This is a genomic window from Flavobacteriales bacterium, from assembly GCA_021739695.1.
GTDB lineage: Bacteria > Bacteroidota > Bacteroidia > UBA10329 > UBA10329 > UBA10329.
In genome coordinates, this window is record JAIPBM010000029.1 from 26,001 (window position 1) to 45,527 (window position 19,527).

Annotated in this window: 16 protein-coding genes and 1 pseudogene; 16 read left to right on the forward strand and 1 reads right to left on the reverse strand. The window is 43.7% G+C overall.

The genetic code is table 11. From position 1 onward, the window contains the following. Positions 1-89: 89 nt before the first annotated feature. Positions 90-644 carry a hypothetical protein gene (locus K9J17_15340; GenBank protein MCF8278107.1) on the forward strand — a complete coding sequence of 185 codons (555 nt, stop codon included), beginning with the start codon at positions 90-92 and terminating at the stop codon, positions 642-644. On the opposite strand, the gene K9J17_15345 is transcribed toward K9J17_15340, so the two are convergent. Then, positions 638-3,085, reverse strand: a complete 2,448-nt coding sequence (locus tag K9J17_15345) for a TonB-dependent receptor family protein (protein MCF8278108.1) — start codon at positions 3,083-3,085, stop codon at positions 638-640. The genes K9J17_15340 and K9J17_15345 overlap by 7 nt on opposite strands. Positions 3,086-3,292: 207 nt before the next feature. On the opposite strand from K9J17_15345, the gene K9J17_15350 reads away from it, so the two are divergent. The 15 genes and pseudogenes from K9J17_15350 (at position 3,293) to K9J17_15420 (ending at position 19,473) form a co-directional block, all read left to right on the forward strand. Beyond that, the gene (locus tag K9J17_15350) at positions 3,293-3,916 is read left to right on the forward strand and encodes a hypothetical protein (GenBank protein ID MCF8278109.1); all 624 of its coding nucleotides are present in this window, start codon (positions 3,293-3,295) and stop codon (positions 3,914-3,916) included. 30 nt (positions 3,917-3,946) lie between these two features. Further along, the gene (locus tag K9J17_15355; protein MCF8278110.1) at positions 3,947-4,618 is read left to right on the forward strand and encodes a DUF2461 domain-containing protein; all 672 of its coding nucleotides are present in this window, start codon (positions 3,947-3,949) and stop codon (positions 4,616-4,618) included. Between the two features lie 183 nt (positions 4,619-4,801). Further along, entirely contained in the window at positions 4,802-6,487 is a 1,686-nt protein-coding gene (locus tag K9J17_15360) for a T9SS type A sorting domain-containing protein (protein ID MCF8278111.1), read from the forward strand. Between the two features lie 198 nt (positions 6,488-6,685). Continuing rightward, positions 6,686-7,522 carry a restriction endonuclease gene (locus tag K9J17_15365; GenBank protein ID MCF8278112.1) on the forward strand — a complete coding sequence of 279 codons (837 nt, stop codon included), beginning with the start codon at positions 6,686-6,688 and terminating at the stop codon, positions 7,520-7,522. A gap of 16 nt (positions 7,523-7,538) precedes the next feature. Next, a complete protein-coding gene (locus K9J17_15370) occupies positions 7,539-8,927 on the forward strand; it encodes an MBL fold metallo-hydrolase (protein MCF8278113.1) in 1,389 nt (462 codons plus the stop codon). Positions 8,928-8,944: 17 nt separating this feature from the next. Further along, positions 8,945-9,841, forward strand: coding sequence for a J domain-containing protein (locus K9J17_15375; GenBank protein MCF8278114.1), 897 nt, complete (start codon positions 8,945-8,947; stop codon positions 9,839-9,841). Then, the gene (locus tag K9J17_15380; GenBank protein ID MCF8278115.1) at positions 9,838-10,134 is read left to right on the forward strand and encodes a chaperone modulator CbpM; all 297 of its coding nucleotides are present in this window, start codon (positions 9,838-9,840) and stop codon (positions 10,132-10,134) included. The genes K9J17_15375 and K9J17_15380 overlap by 4 nt, the downstream gene beginning before the upstream one ends. A gap of 74 nt (positions 10,135-10,208) precedes the next feature. Next, on the forward strand, positions 10,209-11,129 hold the full coding sequence (locus K9J17_15385) for a tetratricopeptide repeat protein (protein ID MCF8278116.1): 921 nt from the start codon (positions 10,209-10,211) through the stop codon (positions 11,127-11,129). Positions 11,130-11,256: 127 nt separating this feature from the next. After that, positions 11,257-13,491: a T9SS type A sorting domain-containing protein gene (locus K9J17_15390; protein ID MCF8278117.1), complete on the forward strand. Its 2,235-nt coding sequence runs from the start codon at positions 11,257-11,259 to the stop codon at positions 13,489-13,491. A gap of 100 nt (positions 13,492-13,591) precedes the next feature. After that, positions 13,592-14,428 (forward strand): outer membrane protein assembly factor BamD, encoded by an 837-nt coding sequence (gene bamD, locus K9J17_15395; GenBank protein MCF8278118.1) that lies wholly within the window; start codon positions 13,592-13,594, stop codon positions 14,426-14,428. Beyond that, positions 14,403-14,759 carry a DNA-directed RNA polymerase subunit omega gene (locus K9J17_15400; GenBank protein ID MCF8278119.1) on the forward strand — a complete coding sequence of 119 codons (357 nt, stop codon included), beginning with the start codon at positions 14,403-14,405 and terminating at the stop codon, positions 14,757-14,759. The genes bamD and K9J17_15400 overlap by 26 nt, the downstream gene beginning before the upstream one ends. A 92-nt stretch (positions 14,760-14,851) precedes the next feature. Further along, positions 14,852-16,035: pseudogene (gene coaBC / locus K9J17_15405) on the forward strand (bifunctional phosphopantothenoylcysteine decarboxylase/phosphopantothenate--cysteine ligase CoaBC). Next, the gene (locus tag K9J17_15410) at positions 16,032-16,925 is read left to right on the forward strand and encodes a DUF4835 family protein (protein ID MCF8278120.1); all 894 of its coding nucleotides are present in this window, start codon (positions 16,032-16,034) and stop codon (positions 16,923-16,925) included. Before coaBC ends, K9J17_15410 begins: the two are co-directional and overlap by 4 nt. Before the next feature lie 4 nt (positions 16,926-16,929). Then, positions 16,930-18,588 carry a DNA repair protein RecN gene (recN, locus tag K9J17_15415; GenBank protein MCF8278121.1) on the forward strand — a complete coding sequence of 553 codons (1,659 nt, stop codon included), beginning with the start codon at positions 16,930-16,932 and terminating at the stop codon, positions 18,586-18,588. A 99-nt stretch (positions 18,589-18,687) separates the two neighbouring features. Further along, on the forward strand, positions 18,688-19,473 hold the full coding sequence (locus tag K9J17_15420) for an SDR family oxidoreductase (GenBank protein MCF8278122.1): 786 nt from the start codon (positions 18,688-18,690) through the stop codon (positions 19,471-19,473). Positions 19,474-19,527: the final 54 nt, after the last annotated feature.

Genomic DNA, 19,527 nt, shown 5'->3' on the forward strand with positions numbered 1-19,527 from the left:
ATTTCATCGTAATCGTTAATTATTCAAAAATGACTTTTGCTATGTACATATCCTAGCAATGGTGCTTAAGGTTTGGGTATCTTTGAAGTATGAAATTCCTGCTGACCCTTGTTCTTATATTGGGTGGCTTAAACGCCCAAGCTCAAGACAAAACCACTTTTCAGATTCGTGATGGCAAGGTGGGCATTAGCATTTACTACCAAGATACCTTATTGAATATCGGCAGTCACAAACTTCGAATGATGATCAATAATGTCAATATGGAAGTCGTGATTGCTGTTAGTCCGAATACGTTCTCTACCGGCATAGATTCCTTGGACTTGAAGCTACGAGAGGGATCGCAGAATGATGTGGTTTTTAGAGGCGTACTCGGACTAGACCAACTTTGGACCAAGAACAAATCGACCCAACATTTTGATGCAGAAGGGGAGCTGACTTTAAACGGACGGACAGAAAGCGTGGTACTGAAAGGAGCACTCAGCGATTTTCAGGTGGGGCCAAACCTCGATTGCATGATGTATCTGCACTACGATATCACGCTTAGCGATTTTGGCCTGGACGAAACACTGCCAGATGGGTTTGCAGAAACCGGTTGTATGGAAATCCTACAACCTTTGAGCCTGCCTACGAGCCGGGATCAATAATCATCGCCACCGCCATCCATTTCGCCAGCTTCTCCACGGCCACCACGTTCGCGTTTCTTTTTCTGATTGAGTCGATAGGCAAAACTGACCACGAATTGTCGCGTCATCCATTGAAAATCGTTGGTTGAAACCAGTGTAGGTGTGTCAATTTCCCACCGTCTTCTGCGTGAGTTAAGAATATCTCGGGCACTCAGCGTCAGCGTTCCATTTCCTTTCAGCACATCCATCGTCAGGCCAATATCCCACGAATACATGCTCAGATTCTTGCCCTGTGGCGTATTTCGAGGCGCATTGTACATGAATGAGGTCTGAATGTTGACCTTCTTCACAATGGTCCATTTGCTGGTAAACCGTCCGTTGGCGGTAAAGGTCTCGGCATAGAACGACTGATTTTCGTACTGGCCATTTGTAATGGAATAGTAGATGTTGGCATTGAAGGTGGTGCGCCACCATTTAAATAGGCTGTAAGAGAAACTGAGCTCAACTCCAGCCGCATCCTCTTTACTTAGGTTGATGGGAGAAGTAGTGATGAGTCCGGTGCTGTCTGAACGCGATACCCGCTGAACGACCCCATCGCTGTGGCGATAATACACGCTCGAAAGCAGGGTTCCATTGTCCCATGTTTTCAGATGTCCCAATTCGATAGAGTGTGTGAATACCGGATTCAGATTCGGGTTACCCGCACGGAAATTCCGATTGTCGGAAAGGCTAGAAAAAGGAATCAGGTCGCGGAAACGAGGTCGGCTTATCCTTCGGCTATAGCTCAGTTGCAGCGAATTGTTGGATGCAAACTCGTAGTTAAGATGAGCTGAAGGAAAGAAGCTGATGTAGCTGCGGTAATTTTTGACGTTGGTCTTTACCAGATCAGTTCGGATGTCGGAATATTCCGCACGCAAGCCACCTTGCATTGAGAACCGTTTGACCTTGCCACTGGCCATCAGATAGGCGGCATACACGTTTTCCGTGTAAATGAAATTATTGTCGAACTGACTCAGTACCTCCCAAGCCGCAGTGGAATCGTTCTGTTGGTCTACCTGATAGTTGTTGTCAATCTTTCGAATGGTGGCCTTTAGACCCGTTTCCAGCCGCACCTTTTCATTGAATGGATGCACATAATCTGTCTGGAACAACCACGTCCGCTCATTTTCCACATTATCTGTGCGCTGATTGAGCACATAGTCCGTACCTCGTTCCAACAGGTCGCTCTTGTCGTGATCATCACTCACAAACCAGCGCACGTCAGCAGTAAGAAGCTGTTCTTCCGTTTTAAACGTGTGTCTGAAATTCAGGTTGGCCTCTATGTTCTGTTGTGGTTCCGTCTCTTTTTCTGTTCGAACTACCTGCTGGGTCACGGTTCCGTTCTCGTCAATATCCGTGTAGTTGAGTTCGGAAGTGTTGTTGTTCCACGAGCGGCTGTACATGCCCGATGCAGTGAGGTTCGTTTTCTTGTCAATGAAATAGTCGATGCCAAAACGCCCGTTGGCCGAAACCCCTGCGCGAATCTGTTGGCGAGTGCGTTCGTAGGCAAAGCTCGTGTCTTCCAGAAAGAACTGTTGGAATGAGCGTCCATTACCCGGTCGCTGTCGGTACTGCCCTCCAATGCTGGTAAAGAAATTGAACTTGCCTGTTCGGTAATTCAGATTGGCCGAAGCGCCATAGTTGTGCGGATAACCTGCATTGACTTCGAAACTGCCATTCAGACCGGCACGTTTGTCTTTTTTAAGCACAATATTCAAAATACCCGCATCGCCTTCTGCATCATATTTGGCCGAGGCATTGGTTACCACCTCAATTTTCTCTATTAGATTTCCGGGCAGCTGGCGCAAGGCATCCTGCGTGCTGATTCCTGTCAGTCCAGAAGGTTTCCCGTCAATCAGAATACGCACATTCGAACTACCCCTGAGGCTCACCGTGCCATCCACATCCACCTGCACAGAAGGCACCGTTTCTAGAATATCCTGTGCATTCTTTCCCACATTATTCGGGTCCTTATCCACGTTATACACCCGCTTATCAAGCTTCAGTTCCATGTAGCTCTTATCTGCCGATATCACCACCTCATCCACCAGTTCTGCTTTTGGTTCAATGCTCAGCTTGCCGATATTCACGTCTGCTTCCCGAAGGTCAAGGTCCATCACCTTATCCTGATACGAAATGAAAGAGACTGTCAATTCATACATACCAGGTCTCAGCTGCAATTCAAAGGCACCGTCAAGGACGGTGGCTGTTCCTCGTAAGAAGGTTGAATCGCGTTTTGAGCGCAGGGCAACAGACGCATAAGGCACCGAGTTGCCTTTTTCATCCACCACGCTACCGCTCACAGTTCTGCCTGCTGGTCGCTCGCCTTGTCCGGGGCCAGGGCGTTGCGCCATGGCCACAGAAACATGCAAAAGCACTGCTAGAAAGAAGATGGTAAATGACCTTAAATGGATGTTGAACATTAGGCGTTCAGACGCTGAAAAGAGTGGAAAGTTTAATGGATTGCAAAAATGGTGAATCATAACCACGTGGAGACCCGATTTAGTCATACCTTATTACGCCTAAGAGTATTAGTTCAATAGTTTAACCGAGCGAAATTTCATCCATCACTCAATAAACCGACATGTTCACGTTTTATACTTTTGAGACTTCACCTTGAATAAACTCAGATGAAACGAACATGGATACTGTTGCTAATTATGGCACCAATGCTCTCCTTTGGTCAAAAGACCATGAGGGATTTCATGGATGAGAAGTGTAGCATTGTTTGGTTTGGTCTCGATTTTTCAAAATCACGGATGATCGGGGAGGACGGATTCAATGATCCTGTGGCCATTAAAGAAAGCTATTTCGAAAAATGGAACCACCTGATGATATCTGAAGGCGACAAGTACGATTGGGGAAAAGCACTGCTGGTATCTGACCTCAAATATGATTATGGTGTAGTGGCCGCGGTTAACGATCAGGTGAAGGTGAAAACATTGGTCATCAACAAATCTTACAGCGTGGCAGATGAAGATATTGCCGCTGCTGTGCGTGCCTACACCATTGCCGATTACAAAGAGGGGATAGGAGTAGTGGTGGTTGTCGAATCTTTTGACAAAATAAAAGAGCAAGGCTTTGGGTATCTCACTTTCTTCGATATTGCTAGCCGTTCCGTCATTTATAAGCACAAACTCGTTGGCAAGGCAGGTGGATTTGGATTTAGAAACTATTGGGCTGCAGCCATCTACGATTGGACCACCTACACTCGTGGCCGCGTTATGAAAGACATCAAAAAGGAATTTAAGTAGTTTTGGGCTCCGTACTTAACACCTGTTCCAATGGCCTATTTTACTCAAGATTTCATCGATTTCTTCAAAGACCTTGCGGCCAACAACAATAAAGATTGGTTCAATGCAAACAAGAAGCGCTACGAAATTTCAGCAAAAGACGCATTCAACTCCTTTGTTCAAGACACCATAGACCGTACGGCCAAGGTAGATGAACGCTTTGCAGGCTTAGCCAAGAATGCAGTCTTCCGTATTCATAAAGATGTACGTTTCAGTAAGGACAAGACGCCTTATAAGATGCACATGGGCGCTGTAATAGCTCCAGGAGGTAAAAAGGAAGGAATGGCTATTCCTGGTATGTATTTGGAGTTGGGCGCAGAGCATTTCCGTTTCTACAGTGGCTTGTATCAACTGGAAAAAGATGACCTGCAGTCTGTGCGCGAATACATCATGGCCCATTCTTCCGAATTCAACAAATTGATAACCGATAAGGAGTTCGTGGCCAAATTCGGAGAAGTGCGTGGTGAGAAGAATAAGCTCCTGCCGAAGGAGTTCAAAGAAGCTGCCGAAAATCAGCCTTACTTGTTCAATAAACAATTCTATTTCTTTGGTGAGTTGCCACCAGAAACCATTCTTAGAGAAGACTTTGCCTCTGTGATTGCTGACTATTTCAAAGCCAGCGAGCCCATGCGCCAGTTCCTGACAGATGCGCGAGGTAAATAACAGATCCGTCTATTAATGCTTCATGCATTCTGAATAGAATATTCAGCGTGTAATCATCGGATAATCCACCCTCCTGTACATTTCAACAACCTGACGAATGTCATTGGTGGTACTGACTTCGATAATTCAGTTAACCGTAGCTTTACCCAACCTTTATTACAAAAACAACCTAATTCAAACACAATGAAAAAAATCTACCTAATTGCGCTAATGGGAATTACAACCATGTTCGTGCAAGCGCAACCTATTGTAAACCTAAGCTCAGATAATATTTGTGCAGGAGAAACAATATCAGCTACAGTATCAGGCCCATTGCTGGAACTACCGAGCCCAGCCTCAGGTGTAAATAACAATTCGGGCGTCATGTTCGATGTGCTTGGCGAGGAAGGAGCCATCATCAAGGGATTTGTTGCGAATGTGCTTTCTGCCAACTCATCATTTGAAGTTTATTACCGACCAGGCTCTTACGTTGGGTTCGAAAATAGTAGCACAGGATGGACGCTTTTAGGAACATCTTCTGGCATAGTGATGGGCGATGGCGTCAACATCGGAGTTGACATTTCTCAGATAGTACTTCCCGGACAGACCGTGGCCTTTTACATAACATCAACGGGTTCTGGGCAATACATTGAATATGCAGATGGAGTGTCTGAGGGCGCGGTGCTTACTGGAAACACTTATCTGACCATACACACTGGAATTGGAAAAGGGTATCCGTTCGGCACTACAAATACTCCAAGGGATTTTATCGGAACGGTCATGTTCGAACCCATTTTGACAAACATCAGTTGGTTGGGAAATACAAGCACGCTCGAAACGGTCGAATTCACACCAGATGAATCAATGGGTATTGTGGTTTCTGTGGATTATGGTAGTACAACGCATGTCGGTACAGCTTTGGTCACAGTTAATGATTATGAGGTTACCGCAAGCGCCAGCCCTTCAGTTCTCGCATGGAATCAGTCCAGCACACTTAGTACGGACGTCATTGTTGCAACAGGATTATCAACAACTTACAGAGGAGGAAATAGCAATTATGGGGTAATGTTTGATGTATCTGCTGCAAATGCCTTGACCATCAGTGGATTTACAATGTCACTTCGCACAAATGTTCCTACTGCTGATCTTGAGGTATATTACAAGACAGGCACACACGTTGGTTTTGAAGCGACCGCTGGAAGCTGGACCTTGCTGAACACATTAACGGGCATCGAGGCTGGGTATAACTCTTCCATTCCTCTTACAGCACCTTTGAATATGGCTCCCGGGCAAACTTTTGCGTTCTACATTACAAGAACCGATGGATTGTTATTGAATTACAGCAACGGCATTGGAGTTGGAACAGTGGTTGCCACGGACGGTAATTTAAGCGTCAAAGAAGGGGTTGGGGTTCAATATCCATTTGGAACCATGTCGAGTGGTCGAATTGCCAACGTTATCGTGAATTACGAAATGGAAAATCCTGCTGGGCTCAATTATACTTGGACCCCTGGAGGGGAAACAACATCATCCATTTCAGTAGCTCCTAATGCTGATGTCACTTATACTGTTTCTGTAGATAACGGATTTTGCACAGCAACTACAGATGTTTCTGTTACCATGGCGGTTGGAATTGAAGAAGATATCATGGCAAGCGTGAATGTATATCCTAACCCAGCCACCGATATCCTTACAATTGAAATGGATAGTCCCGTTGATCTTACTTCAGTGAGATTGATAGATATGAGTGGAAAATTGGTGTACAGCATTGCTCCAAACAGTGCTGTCAGCAGAATGAACATTCCCGTGAATGAGCTAACTGCAGGCATGTACCTACTTCAATTGAACGTTGAAAACGGATTTGTGAATTACAGAGTAGCTGTGCAATAATTACGCATTGTAATTCTAATAATAAGACCACCGATGCTTCATGTGTCGGTGGTTTTTTATTTACCACCATGATTTATCACACAACGATCAGTATTGAAACTGACATCAATCCGTAAGTTGCACCGTGAAGTGACTAATTTGGCAACAATTCAATTCAACTTACAAATGAATTGTGCCATCAAATAAACATTCTTACGATTGGAAAACACACTGATCACAAAAGCTTCGGGAGAACGTGTACCTTTTGACGTGGCTAGATTGAGAAGATCTCTCGAACGTTCAAAGGCTGAGCGAAAGGCCATTGACGAAGTTGTGGATGCAATTTCTGCATCATTGCATGAAGGAATGACCACCAAAGAAATCTATCGCAAAGCATTTACGTTGCTTAGGAAAGGTTCGAGCTCTACTGCTGCCAGATACAAACTCAAGAACGCCATTATGGAATTGGGTCCTGCAGGATTCGCCTTCGAAAAATTTGTCGCAGCGCTGCTTCGTGCCGAAGGATTTCACACCCACACTGGAGAAATTGTGCAAGGAGAATGCGTAAAACATGAAGTGGACGTGATTGCTGAACGAGGAAACGTACGATGTATGATTGAGTGCAAGTTCCACAGCGACAAGGGAAAATATTCTGATGTGAAGATTCCATTATACATACGGTCTCGTTTTGTGGATGTGGCCCAAGCTTGGGGCAAGATGCCAGAGCATGAAGGAAAAAGCTTTGAAGGATGGGTGGTGACAAATACTCGATTTACAACTGATGCTGTTCAGTATGGTAGTTGTATTGGCCTCACACTCATTGGATGGGATTCGCCCAAGGATGGAAGTCTCAATCAGCGTATTGATCGGGCTGGATTACATCCCGTAACCAGCCTTACAACGATAAGTACGGCTGAGAAGAAAGCTTTACTTAAGGAAGAAGTTGTCTTATGTACTGAATTATGTAAATCACCACAACTACTTGATATTGAAGGAATAAGTAAATCAAGAAAGAAAAGGATTTTAAAAGAGGCACACGAACTGTGCAGTCTCTAATTGAAAAAATACGAATATGGAAAATCAGGTCAGAATTCATTTTTTAGGAGCAGCTGGCACCGTTACTGGATCCAAATACCTAATTGACACAGGCGAATACAAAATCCTGGTTGATTGTGGGCTCTTCCAAGGATTGAAGGAATTGAGATTGCTCAACTGGGATCATCTTCCGGTTGATGTAACCCAAATTGATGCAGTGGTCCTCACGCACGGACACATGGATCATACTGGCTACTTGCCTCGATTGATGAAAATGGGATTCAAAGGCCCGATTCACGGTACGCGTCCAACCTTGGAAGTAGCAGAGATCATTCTGCGCGATAGTGCCAAAATTCAAGAAGAGGAAGCTAAAAAAGCCAATAAGGAAGGGTATTCAAAACATCATCCTGCCGAGGCGCTATATGATCTGAAAGATGCTGAACAGGCCATTGCTCATTTCAATTCCATGCCAGAAGGAGAGTGGATTGACCTGGTACCCGGCATTCAGATTCGATTTCAGTACAACGGGCACATCATTGGCGCCACATTCATTGAAATGAAGATCAGCAACAAACGTTTCGTTTTCTCTGGCGACATAGGGCGAACAGAAGACCTGTTGATGCGACCTCCTAAAAAGCCGACAAGGGCAGATGTGCTATTTATGGAGAGTACCTATGGTGATCGGCTTCATACTAAAGAAGACTTGGAAGAGAAGCTGAAAGAGATAATTCAGAAAACCTACGATAGAGGAGGAACATTGATCATTCCAAGTTTTGCAGTTGAGCGCACACAAACCCTCATGTACATCATTTGGAAGTTGAAACAGGAAAAGGCGATTCCTGTCATGCCACTCATTATGGATAGCCCAATGGGAGCCAATGTGCTGCAGGTTTTTAACGACAACAGAGAATGGCACAAACTCACGCCCGCTGAATACACGAGCATGTGCCAATCATTCAGAATTGTGGACAGCTATAAGGAAACGTGGGAAATCATCAATGAAAATGAACCGAAGATCGTGATTGCTGGTAGCGGAATGATTAGTGGCGGTCGTGTACTTACGTATCTTCAGCATTACATCGGAATGATTGAAACAACCGTGCTATTGGCGGGTTTTCAAGCTGCTGGTACGCGAGGCAGAAAACTGCTTGAAGGTGCAGAAGACCTGAAAATCTATGGCAAATACTATCCAGTAGAAGCGGAGATTCTCAATTTGGAAGTGCTTTCGGCACATGCCGATCAGTCAGAATTATTGGATTGGGTGAGCGATCTCGAAATGGCACCAGAACATTTGTTCATTGTACATGGTGAAAGCCAATCGGCAGCCACGCTCAAAGACAAGATCAAAGAAGTTTACGGTTGGGATTCAGAGATTCCTGAACTGTACTCCATTGTGGATATTCCGATAGAAAGCAATCCTAATTAACTAGTTGAAATTCGATAATGGAGTTCATAGATTACTACAAAGTTTTAGGCATTGAGAATAATGCCACTGCCGCTGACATCAAGAAGGCGTACAGGAAATTGGCCCGAAAACATCATCCGGATGTAAATCCGAACAACAAGGAAGCCGAAGAGAAATTCAAACAGATAAGCGAAGCCAATGAAGTGCTGAGCAACGCAGAAAACCGTAAGAAATACGATAAATACGGCAAGGATTGGAAGCATGCCGATGAGATTGAAACGCAGCGTCAACAGCAGCAACAATATCAATCTCAGCAAGGTTCTCGGTCTTCTGCGGGAGGTTATCAAGAATCAGATTACTCCGATTTCTTTGAATCGATGTTCGGTGGCGGATCTTCGCGAGGAAGAAGTTCAGTCAAATACAGAGGACAAGATTATCATGCAGCGCTTCAGTTGCAAATAAAAGATGTTTACACCACTGATAAACGCACACTTACGATAAACGGCAAAAACATCCGCCTTACTATTCCAGCGGGTGTTAAAGACGGGCAACAGATCAAGATTGCAGGCCATGGAGGTGAAGGGATGAATGGTGGCCCGAAAGGCGACCTGATCATTGAGTTCAGCATTATTAACGATACGCCATTTAAACGCGATGGAGACGACCTCTATACGACCGTGGGTCTGGATCTTTACAAGGCGCTGTTGGGAGGTGAATTAATGGTGAACACCTTTGATGGAAAGGTGAAATTGACCGTTAAACCAGAAACTCAGAATGGAACAAAGGTCAAATTGAAAGGAAAGGGATTTCCAATTTACAAAGCAGATAATCAATTTGGTGACCTTTATATTACGTTCCAATTGAAAACACCTACTAACCTCAGCGACAAGGAAAAAGAACTATTTGCCGAACTTGCCAAACTCAGAAACGCATGAAAACGGAAAGCCTAATTCTAATTGATGATCTGTGTGTGCATTACGAAGTTGAACACACGTTCTTCACCCGTTTGGATGAAATGGGACTTATTCAGATCAACGTGATTGAAAATGTCCAATACATCCATACCGACCTTGTTGTGGATCTAGAGAAAATGATCCGACTGCACCACGAACTGGAAGTAAACATGGAAGGCATTGATGTGGTCTTCAATCTTCTACGGAAAATGGATGAAATGAATGATGAACTGTCCATTCTAAAAAGTCGATTACGGTTTTACGAAGACCAATAATTCTATTCAAAAAGAAACTATTGATGCAAAGCCTTCATATTGCATCAGTTCAGAAAAAATGCAACTTTGCTTGCATGAGATTATCCAAGCAATTCGTGTCGCTTTCTGTGGCATTTCTTTCTTTTTTAGCTGTTTCAGCTCAAGATGCAAACACGTATCATCAAAGAGGTGCATCTAAAATGAGTGTGGGCGATAATGTTGGTGCTTTGGCCGACTTCGAGACAGCTATTTCAATGGATCCAAAGTTCAAAGATGCTTATGTTGATAGAGCTGTTGTAAAACAACAAATGAACGATACTGAAGGCGCCATGGCCGATCTGGACAAGGCCATTTCGTTGGATTCAACACTTGGAATTGCCTTTTGCAACAGAGGCGTTATTCACGAAAAACAAGGACATCATCAAGCAGCATTGACTGACCTTGACCGCGCACTGAAACTCGATCCATCAGATGCCACCGCAGCGCTCAATCGGGGGCTGGTAAAAAGTAGAATACAAAATATCGATGGCGCCATGGAAGATTATAATACTGCACTTAAGCTTAGCCCAGATTATGCAAGAGCGTATTATCTACGAGGTCTGCTAAAGGCTGGACAAGAAGATATTGATGGAGCAATAAGCGATCTTGATGCGGCCATAAGTTTCGCGCCAAATAGCGCACTTGCTTACTGCGATAGAGCAGTTGCCCTCGAGAGAAAAGGCAACTATCAGGAAGCGTTGGCTGATTTTGACCAAGCAATTGCTATTGACCCTGCGAATGCCAGAACCTATCGTAATCGAGGAATTGCCCGCGAAAAGGCTGGTAATTGGAAAGGAGCCATCGAAGATTACACGAAAGCAATCTCGCTGAATCAAGAATTCGCAACTGCTTACTTTGATAGAGGAGTGGCTAATTATCGTAATGGCGAAAAGGAGAAGGGCTGTGAAGACGTGAAGAAGGCGGCCGCTTTTGGATACGAGCAGGCTGTTTTTACGCTTGATGAATTGTGCAAATGATTCTAGGTTCAAAACCTAGTTGATGCATTTTCCATTAGGATCCCAGTCAATTTCAAATTGTCAGATTGGACATAGTTTCTGACGTTATCAAATCTTTACATTTATCGCATCAATCAACCCCTATAACATGAGAAAGAACATTACCCTAATCACCTTTATATTCCTGGGTTTTACTGCGTTCGCGCAAAATCTCGTGGTTAATCCAAGCTTTGAACAAACTTCCAGCAACTGTGGCAATTTTGGCGGAGAAGGATTCTTCACTGATCTTTCTGGTAGTTGGAGCAATGCCAGTTCCAATGCTCCTGGTGATAGTTGCTCTTCGCCTGATCTTTTCTCATCATGTAATACCATTTTCGGCAGTCCTGGACCAACTCACATGCCTAACTCAACGTTGGGTTATCAGTACTCGCATACAGGTACACGTCATGCTGGAATCATCACACATGAATCGCTGGATGAATACCGCGAATACATTCAAGGTCATACATCTGCTCCATTGCAAGCAGGCGTGAGTTATTGTGTGAGTATGTATGTCAGTTTAGGGAATTCTGTGGTTTATGCCACAGACAACATGGGCGTTTACTTTACCAATACACCTTATCTGCGCGACCCTTGTCCTGGTCAGACAAGTTCATTGATCAACGTTACTCCTCAATTGAACTACGATTGCGCTCCTATCACAGATACGACTTCCAATTGGTTTCGGCTACAGTGGAATTATGTGGCAACGGGTGGTGAGCAGTATTTTACAATCGGGAATTTCTTTAATAACGCAAATACGAATATCGTTACGGTAGGCAACAACTTCATCAATCCATATGCCTACTACTACATTGACGATGTAAGCATTATTGCTTCATCAGAATGCTGCTATGCAGATGTTCCAGCTACTCAGGTTGTTTGTGCCAGCGATGCGGCATTCAATTTAATAGCTACTGGCGGTGTTGGAAGCAGTTGTTCAGGAACGGTTTCGGGAACGTGGTCTGGAACAGGCATCACAAATGCCAATACAGGAACTTTCAACCCGGCCACGGCAGGAGTTGGCACACACACACTTACATATACAATGAGCTGTGGATATACCACAACATCGACCGTCATTGTAAGTGGCTGTGCAGCACTAACTGTTTGCCAAGAAGCGAATGGTGATCTAACGGTAACTGGAGGTGTTGGACCATATACATGGAATGAGCAAGTAGTAGGCGAGGATTGCAGTGCTTGTCTTGACATGTTTCCATTTCCTCCTTGTACCTTCCCAACTGATTGTTCGGTGCCTACATTAGAATGGTCTCAATATGCTAATGGAACTACAATCACACCTCCGGGAACTTGGCCAATCCAAGTTACTGACAGTGATGGTGGTTCTTTGGAAATTGTTGGTTTGGCCGGACTTCCTTTGTGTTCTGGTGGAGCATGTGACCTCGAAGTTCAACTCATTTCTTCACAAGATGCATGTGATGGCGTGGAAAATGGTACGGCTACGGTAAATGCGATTGGAAACATCAGTACAGTAAGCTATTCTTGGAACACGGTTCCTGTACAAAATGGTGTCACGGCATCATCTTTAGCCACAGGAGAATACGTAGTCACAGCCACTGATCAGCAAGGCTGTGAAAGCACACTTACTGTAGTTATCGGAAGCGGGGGAATTATTGCTAATGCTGGAGAAGATGTCGTTATCTGTAAAGGACAGACTACCGTTCTTTCTGCATCAGGTGGTATAGGATACGTTTGGGATCATGGAGCAGGTACGGGAGCAACTGTGACTGTTGGACCAGGTTCTACCACCACATATACGGTTACTGTTACTGGGGCTGGCGGATGTCCAGGTACGGATCAAGTTACTGTAACGGTGTATGATACTCCTGCAGTGAATTTTATCACAGAAAGCACCACTGTATGTAGTGAATCAAGTTCGGTACAATTGTTCGGTGATCCATCGGGAGGAACGTTTTCTGGAGACGGAGTAACTGGAAATTCATTTAACCCAGCATCTGCTGGAGTTGGAGAGCATATTATCACTTATGAATATTTTGAGCAGCAAGAATGTCCTGGAACAGATAATATCACAATCACTGTTGAATTGTGTACTGGGATTTCTGATATCGCAACGGAAGAACTCAACGTTCACCCAAATCCAAGTTCAGGAATTTTCACTGTGGAATACAACGGAAACCTTACTGGAGTGGCAGAATTTATTCTTAGAGACATGACTGGAAGATCGGTTGTAACTACAAAACGTGCTGAATTAAATGGACTTCGACTGTCTTTTGACATCAGTACGCTTGCCAACGGTCAATATTTATTGGACATGGTTAAAGATGGAAAACGCCTCAGCACTACGCGTTTGACCAAGCAATAGAACAAGAAAGGTGGGAACATAATTTCCCACCTTTTTTTATCCAATATTTCGATAAAACCTTCGTTCACGCCACGTGATTGAAAAAACTATCTTTGCGGCCATGTTAAAAAACGCGTCCGCGGCCATCTTTTTATCGTTTATTCTATTAGGGTTTGCAGGATGCAGTAAGTATCAGCGGGTTCTAAAAAGCAACGATTTCGAACAGAAGTTCGATATGGCCAAGACCTATTACGATAATGGAAAGTACCAGAAAGCGTTTCCGTTGTTCGAGGAATTGATCACAGTGTTCAGGGGAACGAGTAAGGCCGAAGACGTTTATTACTATTACGCTTATTGCAATTATCAACTCGGAGACTACATGTTGGCCGGTTACCATTATGACAATTTCGTCAGAACGTTTCCAAGAAGCAGTAGGGCAGAAGATGCGCAGTTCATGAATGCCAAATGTTACTTTCTCGATTCGGCAGAACCGAGTTTAGATCAGGCAAGTACCAAAAAGGCAATTGATGAAATGCAGATTTTCATCAATAAATACCCAGAAAGCCCGAAGGTTGATGAATGTAACGATCTGATGGATCGTCTGAGGTTCAAATTGGAAACGAAAAGCTACAATACTGCTAAACTTTATTACCGTCTTGGTGAATATAAAGCTGCTATCTTTGCGCTCCGAAATACGCTTGAAGACTATCCTGATACTAAATTCAGAGAAGAGATTAGTTTTATGATACTTCGTTCAAGTTATCTGCTTGCAGATAACAGTATTGAGGAAAAGAAAATTGAGCGTTTTGAACAGACATTGAAAGAATGTGATGATTTCATCGAACGACATCCAAGGTCGTCTGATGTGAGAAACGCAGAGAATATTAAAGAAGATTCTAAGAAGGAACTTGAAAAGTTAAATACCCGTAAAGATGGAATACAAAAACACAAAGGCTGAAAGAGATACTGTAACCAGAGACATGCGTCAGTTTGAGACTGGAACGGACAATACGTTCGAAACCATCGCTATAATTGCAAAACGCGCAAATCAGATCGGTGCAGACATCAAGGAAGAATTGAATTCTAAATTGGCTGAATTTGCAACTACTTCTGACAATCTGGAAGAGATCTTTGAGAACAGAGAGCAAATTGAAATCTCTAAGTTCTACGAAGCGCTTCCTAAGCCAGTATCAATTGCTGTTGAGGAGTACTTGAACGGTAAGATATATTTCAGAAACCCAGCAAAAGAAGAGGCTGCTGAAGCAGAAGCCACTTCTACTGAAGCATAAGTTTGAATAAAATTGAGCATGAAAACCCGACATCGTTCGGGTTTTCATGTTTTCAGAACTTAGTTTTGGTTTCATTCTACAAGGACAAGACCATGAAGGGGAAAAAGATCTTAGTTGGAATTAGCGGAGGAATTGCAGCGTACAAAACTCCGTTGCTTATCAGATTATTGGTGAAAGCCGGTGCTGAAGTAAAAGTGGTGGCTACAGATGCTTCTTTCGAATTCGTTACAGCACTTACATTATCCACGCTATCGAAAAACCCGGTTGTTTCAACATTTTCAGACGAGTCTGGAAATTGGAATAACCATGTTGAATTAGGCCTTTGGGCTGATGTTTTCGTAATTGCCCCAGCAACTGCCAACACTATTGGAAAAATGGCCAACGGTATTTGCGACAGCCTTCTACTTGCTACTTATTTATCCGCTCGATGTCCTGTAGTTGTAGCACCAGCCATGGATCTTGACATGCTTCAGCATCCTGCGGTTCAAAAAAACATGCAAACCATTCTTGGGTTCGGAAACCATATCATTGATCCAACGGAAGGAGAATTGGCAAGTGGTTTAGTTGGTAAAGGTAGAATGGCAGAGCCTGACGAGATCTTTCAGTTTATTTCAACGCTCATCCAATGACTGAACTGAAGGGGAAGAAAGTACTGGTAACAGCAGGGCCAACGCACGAGGCGATTGATCCTGTTCGCTACATCAGCAATCATTCTTCTGGAAAAATGGGGATTGCTATTGCAGAAGCTGCACTTGAACAAGGAGCGGAAGTAACCCTGATCTGTGGCCCATCTAATGTCACTTCGGCAGAGGGAATAAACAGGATAAACGTACGTTCTGCGCAAGACATGTTTGAGGCCGTAATGCAAATCCGATCTAAAAATGATATCCTGATACTTTCCGCAGCGGTTGCCGATTATCGGCCAAAATCGGTAGCTGATAAGAAGATCAAGAAGAAAGTGGCCGAACTGGTGATTGAACTGGAACCTACGCCAGATATCTTGGCTTCATTGGGAAAGCAAAAACAACCAGGTCAACTTTTGGTCGGATTTGCGTTAGAAACAGATAATGAACTGAGCAATGCGCAGGAAAAACTTAAAAAAAAGAACTGCGATCTGATTGTCTTGAACTCACTTCAAGATTCTGGAGCTGGATTTGGGCATGATACAAACAAGGTCTCAATTCTGGACAGACACAATAATATCACTACTTTTGAATTGAAGTCGAAAGCAGAAGTTGCCAAAGATATTCTGCGCACAATCGTTGCCTTCAAATGAGACACTTTTTTACACTATTTCTCCTATTTATCAGTCTTGCTTCTGTTGCTCAGGAGCTCAATTGCACTGTTACCGTTATAAGTCCGCAGGTTCAGAACACGGAGAAGCGAATCTTTGAAACACTACAAAAAGACATTCGGCAGTTCATGACATCAACTGCTTGGACAACGGATGTTTTTGCACAGGACGAACGCATCGAATGTAGTATACTGATCACCGTTACGGAACGTGTCTCAACAGACACTTACAAGGCCACGATGCAGGTTCAATCGAGCCGACCTGCTTACATGACCGCCTACAACACGGTCTTATTGAACGTGAATGATCAAGATTTTACCTTTCAATACAATGAAGGTCAACCACTGCAATGGCAGCAGAATCAACACATTAGCAACTTGACTTCTGTGCTTGCCTTTTATGCCTACATGATCATTGGAGCAGATTACGATAGTTTCTCACCGCAAGGAGGCGAAGCACATTTTCAAAAAGCACTTCAAATTGTGAATAATGCACAAAATGAATCTCAACGAGGATGGAAAGCTTTCGAAGGGTCGAAGAACCGTTATTGGTTGGTTGAAAATATGGTGAACGCAAGGTATGAGCGGTACAGAGATGTGATGTACAAATACCATCGTTTGGGACTTGATGTGATGCAATCAGACCTGAATGGAGGAAGGCAAGTGATCACTGACTGTCTGCCATTGCTTCAGCAAATGCGATTGGATCAACCGAACTCTTATTTGCTCACGGTTTTCTTCACAGCTAAGGTTGATGAGTTCATCAACATTTATAAAGAAGCATTCCCTGATATGAAAACGAAGGCTGCAAATGCACTTATGCAGATGGATCCGGCCAATGCCAATAAGTATCAGGCAATTGTAAAAGGGTAGAGTTATGCTCACCCGTCTTCATATCCGAAACTACGCGATCATCAGCGAGTTGGACGTTGAGCTGAATGAAGGGCTCACCATCATTACAGGTGAAACAGGTGCTGGAAAATCAATATTGATCGGGGCGCTTTCGTTGGTTCTTGGCAAACGTGCCGATGCAACGGTGCTTTATAATGAATCTGAGAAATGTGTTGTGGAAGCATTCTTCAATATTTCGGGTTACGAGTTAGAGCCATTCTTTGCTGAAAACGACCTTGATTTTGAGAATCCAACCATCCTCCGAAGAGAAATAAATGCGAACGGTAAATCGCGAGCGTTCATCAATGACACACCTGTAACCTTACTTCAGCTCAAAGATCTCGCTTCAAAGCTTATAGATATTCATTCTCAGCATGAAGTACTGACATTGAAGTCTGCTGAATTCAGAGCTCGCTTTCTAGACCTCTGTGCTGATGGTGGTAAACAATCAAATCGCTATCAGTTGCAATATGCTGCCTGGAATACGCTTCGCAAGGAAGTGGAAACCTTGAGGAACAGTTTAGCGAAATCAGCTGCTGATGAAGATTACCTCAAATTTCAATTGGAGGAATTGCTAGCGCTGAATTTGAAAGAAGGAGAATTAGCTGAAAATCAAGAACGATTGTCGTTGCTCGAAAATGCAGAAGAGATAACGGTCACCTTGAGTGGAATTTCTGATATGCTACAGAATGGAGAAAATCCGTTGGTTGATAGTTTGCGAAAAGCAGAAACTGAACTCCAACGTCTAGCAAAAAAGTATCCGTCTGCTACTGAATGGGCACAACGCATCAAGCAAAGTCTGATTGATCTGGAAGATGTAGCTGAAGAAATGAATCAGCGGTCTTTGGCCATTGATCAAGATCCAGCAGAGTTACAACGGCTGGAAGAGCGGGTTGATGAGATTCTACGATTGATGACCAAACATCGCGTTCAGTCCGAATCAGAATTGATTCAATTTCAGGCTGAATTGGATGAAAAACTACTGTCAATCAATAATTCTGATGAGAAGCTGACAATCTTGAACGGTAGACTTGAAATTGCCGAATCGTTGCTTCAAAAAGAAGCAGACAAACTCACCGAGACAAGAAAAGCCGAAGCCAAGCGAATATCTCCCATACTTGCCAAAGAATTGCAGCAGTTGGGAATGCCAGATGCGCAGATGAATATTCTTATTGAACCATCAGAAAGAAGTAGCGATGGTCAAGATCGGATTGAGATTCTGTTTACAGCCAACAAGGGCCAAAAGCCTCAGGATATAAGTAAGATTGCCAGTGGCGGAGAACTTTCGCGACTGATGCTTTCAGTAAAAGCTGAAATGGCGAGTAAGACCCAACTTCCAGCCATCATATTTGATGAGATCGATACAGGGGTTTCTGGAGATGTGGCCGATAAGATGGGAGGGAAGATCAAAGACCTAAGCAAGCAAATGCAGATTCTGTGCATTACACATTTGCCACAGATCGCATCCAAAGCCGATCAGCATTTGTTTGTTTACAAAGAAGAGCAGGAGGGAAGGGCCGTTACTGGAGTCCGTAAATTGGATGAAGCGGAAAGAATTTTGGAAATTGCAAAGATGTTGAGCAACGCCAATCCTACGGAAGCTGCGTTGGCTCATGCAAAAAACTTAGTCAACTTGAATAATTAGAAATTAGAAATGAAGAATTATGAATTGAATGGTCATGCTCACAACCATGTAACGGTGTAGCCATTTCTACTTCATAATTTTTAATTCATCATTATCGAAATGGGATACGGATTATTAAAAGGAAAGAAAGGAATCATTTTCGGAGCACTTGACGAACGGTCGATAGCTTGGAAAGTGGCGGAGAAATGTAGCGAAGAAGGCGCTGAGATCATGCTCACCAATGCGCCAGTTGCCTTGCGAATGGGTAAGATCAATGAACTGGCAGAAAAGCTAAACACGATAGTTGTTCCAGCGGATGTGACGGTGATGGAAGACATCGAAAACCTGGTTTCAACTGCAAAAGAGACATTCGGAGGAATTGATTTTGTACTGCATTCTGTGGGAATGTCGCCTAACGTGAGAAAGGGGAGAGTTTATACTGATCTGAACTATGAATTCTACCATAAGACCTTGGACATTTCGGCCATGTCGTTGCATCGCGTGTTGCAAACCTGCTACAAGATGGATGCGCTGAATGAATATGCTTCCGTGATTGCGTTGACTTACATTGCTGCGCAACGGACCTATACCGGTTATGGAGATATGGCTGAAGCGAAAGCGATGCTCGAAAGTATTGCTCGTAGTTTCGGTCATCATTATGGCGTAAAAAAGAACGTTCGGGTTAATACCGTTTCTCAAAGTCCAACCGTGACCACAGCAGGTTCGGGAGTAGAAGGATTTGATGATTTCATCTCCAATGCAGACAAACTTTCTCCACTCGGAAATGCAAGCGCATCAGAATGTGCCGATTATTGCGTTACGCTCTTTTCAGACCTTACCCGAAAAGTGACGATGCAGAACCTATTCCATGATGGCGGTTACAGCAGCATGGGAGCAGCAGAATAATTTCAGATTGAACTAGCTGGAAAAAGAAAGAGGGGCAATTTGCCCCTCTTTTCA

Bases quoted from the DNA above. Each gene is read 5' to 3' on its own strand.
- K9J17_15350 (MCF8278109.1), top strand. From the start codon at position 3,293: ATGAAACGAACATGGATACTGTTGCTAATTATGGCACCAATGCTCTCC.
- K9J17_15385 (MCF8278116.1), top strand. From the start codon at position 10,209: ATGAGATTATCCAAGCAATTCGTGTCGCTTTCTGTGGCATTTCTTTCT.
- K9J17_15400 (MCF8278119.1), top strand. From the start codon at position 14,403: ATGGAATACAAAAACACAAAGGCTGAAAGAGATACTGTAACCAGAGAC.
- K9J17_15420 (MCF8278122.1), top strand. From the start codon at position 18,688: ATGGGATACGGATTATTAAAAGGAAAGAAAGGAATCATTTTCGGAGCA.
- K9J17_15370 (MCF8278113.1), top strand. From the start codon at position 7,539: ATGGAAAATCAGGTCAGAATTCATTTTTTAGGAGCAGCTGGCACCGTT.
- bamD (MCF8278118.1), top strand. From the start codon at position 13,592: ATGTTAAAAAACGCGTCCGCGGCCATCTTTTTATCGTTTATTCTATTA.
- K9J17_15345 (MCF8278108.1), bottom strand. From the start codon at position 3,085: ATGTTCAACATCCATTTAAGGTCATTTACCATCTTCTTTCTAGCAGTG.
- K9J17_15340 (MCF8278107.1), top strand. From the start codon at position 90: ATGAAATTCCTGCTGACCCTTGTTCTTATATTGGGTGGCTTAAACGCC.
- K9J17_15380 (MCF8278115.1), top strand. From the start codon at position 9,838: ATGAAAACGGAAAGCCTAATTCTAATTGATGATCTGTGTGTGCATTAC.
- K9J17_15410 (MCF8278120.1), top strand. From the start codon at position 16,032: ATGAGACACTTTTTTACACTATTTCTCCTATTTATCAGTCTTGCTTCT.
- K9J17_15375 (MCF8278114.1), top strand. From the start codon at position 8,945: ATGGAGTTCATAGATTACTACAAAGTTTTAGGCATTGAGAATAATGCC.
- recN (MCF8278121.1), top strand. From the start codon at position 16,930: ATGCTCACCCGTCTTCATATCCGAAACTACGCGATCATCAGCGAGTTG.
- K9J17_15355 (MCF8278110.1), top strand. From the start codon at position 3,947: ATGGCCTATTTTACTCAAGATTTCATCGATTTCTTCAAAGACCTTGCG.
- K9J17_15360 (MCF8278111.1), top strand. From the start codon at position 4,802: ATGAAAAAAATCTACCTAATTGCGCTAATGGGAATTACAACCATGTTC.
- K9J17_15390 (MCF8278117.1), top strand. From the start codon at position 11,257: ATGAGAAAGAACATTACCCTAATCACCTTTATATTCCTGGGTTTTACT.